The organism is Nocardia farcinica, assembly GCF_029867845.1.
Taxonomy (GTDB): domain Bacteria; phylum Actinomycetota; class Actinomycetes; order Mycobacteriales; family Mycobacteriaceae; genus Nocardia; species Nocardia farcinica_A.
The window spans coordinates 1-1,489 of sequence record NZ_JARWRU010000983.1; the positions used below are offsets into that span (position 1 = coordinate 1).

2 protein-coding genes are annotated in these 1,489 nt (G+C 71.4%); one reads left to right on the forward strand and one right to left on the reverse strand.

From position 1 onward, the window contains the following. A partial coding sequence (locus tag QH283_RS21685) for an NAD-dependent epimerase/dehydratase family protein (RefSeq protein WP_280504813.1) occupies positions 1-293 on the reverse strand: 293 nt, incomplete at its 3' end. Positions 294-643: 350 nt separating this feature from the next. Here QH283_RS21685 and QH283_RS21690 point away from each other — a divergent pair. Next, entirely contained in the window at positions 644-1,267 is a 624-nt protein-coding gene (locus tag QH283_RS21690; protein ID WP_280504814.1) for a hypothetical protein, read from the forward strand. Positions 1,268-1,489: the final 222 nt, after the last annotated feature.

The following is a 1,489-nucleotide window of genomic DNA, read 5'->3' on the forward strand; positions in this document are numbered from 1 at the left end:
CCGGCGCCGGCGGCGGGGCGGGCCGTGGCGCTACCGAGGGGCGCGCTGCCGGCGGTGGCGCAACCGACGGCCGCGCTGCCGCCGGGGGCGGCCGCCCGCGGCCGGTCGCCTCCGGCCAGAGCACGTCGCAGCGCGGAACCGTCGAGCAGATCGGCGACGCGGATCTCGGCGGCGTCGGCGACCCGCGCTCCCGGCGTGCGCACCAGGGCCACCGGTTCGTGACCGCGCGTCCGCAGCGCGCTGACGACCGCGCGTCCGACATAGCCGGTGGCGCCGGTGACCAGAACTCGCACGGCGAACACCCCCACACAGAGCAGTCCCCGGTAGTCTCCATCGACATCTGGAAGAGCAGTCGTCGCTGCCGAATCCGATCTCGACTGGCTTGCCGGGGGCCTGGCCAGATCCTGGAGAACTGTCGTTTCCGATCGACGGACGTCTCTGTCGACGGCTGACTCGTTGTCCGGTGTTCTGGTATAGGTCCAGTGTTCTCCGACTTCTCCGCAAGTCAAGACCCATTTCTGCCGGATCGCCCGGAAATTTTCTGGTCGGCCGGTCGCATTGTGCGCGCGGGCGAGGTGGAGGACAGTGGTGGTGTTCCGGTGGCGTCCACCGGGGGCGCCGCCCTTCGAGCAGGAGGTGACCCGTGCACGCACGGTCGAGCACGATCGCGGCGCAGGCGTCGTCGATCGACAAGGGGATCGCCTGTCTTCGCAGGCAGGTACTGCCGGAGATGTCGGCGCTGGACGGCTGGGTCGGGCTGTCGCTCATGCTGGAGCGGTCCACCGGACGCTGCATCGCCACCAGCGCCTGGGAGAGCGAGGAGGCCATGCACGCCTGCGACACCCACGTGCGCCCGCTGCGCAACAGCCTGTCCGCCGCGCTCGACGGCCGCACCCAGAAGATCGAGGAATGGGAAGTCGCCGTCATGCACCGCGACCACCTGGCGGGCGAGCGCGCCTGCACCCGCTGCGTCTGGCTGCAGACCGATCCCGCGGGCATCGATCGCGTGATCGACACCTTCAAGAGCTATTCCCTGCCCGAACTGGAGAAGGTCGAAGGCTTCCGCAGCGCCAGCCTGTTCGTCAACCGCGCCACCGGCCGAGCGGTCGGCTCCAGCGTCTGGTCCAGCATCGAGGAGCTGGAGGGCAGCCGCGACGCCGCCGCCCGCATGCGGCCGAAGGCAGCCGAACAGATGCGCGCCGACATCATCGAGGTCGCCGAATTCCGCCTGGCCTTCGCCCACCTGCGCGTCCCCGAGCTCGTCTGAGCCCGGCGGCGACCTGGCCGGCCTCGGCAAGCCGGGCAGTGCGGCGAGATGCCGGCCGGCACCCGACGCGCCCGATCACGGAAGGGGAAGCTCGCGGGTCTCGGCGACCGAGTGGCGCCGACTCGAAAGCTGTTGCTGAAGAACAACAGTCAACGGCCGTGCCGCCGCGCGCACCGGCCACGGTGGCCGCGCGGGCGGACGGCCGTTGGGGGGGGGGGGCGG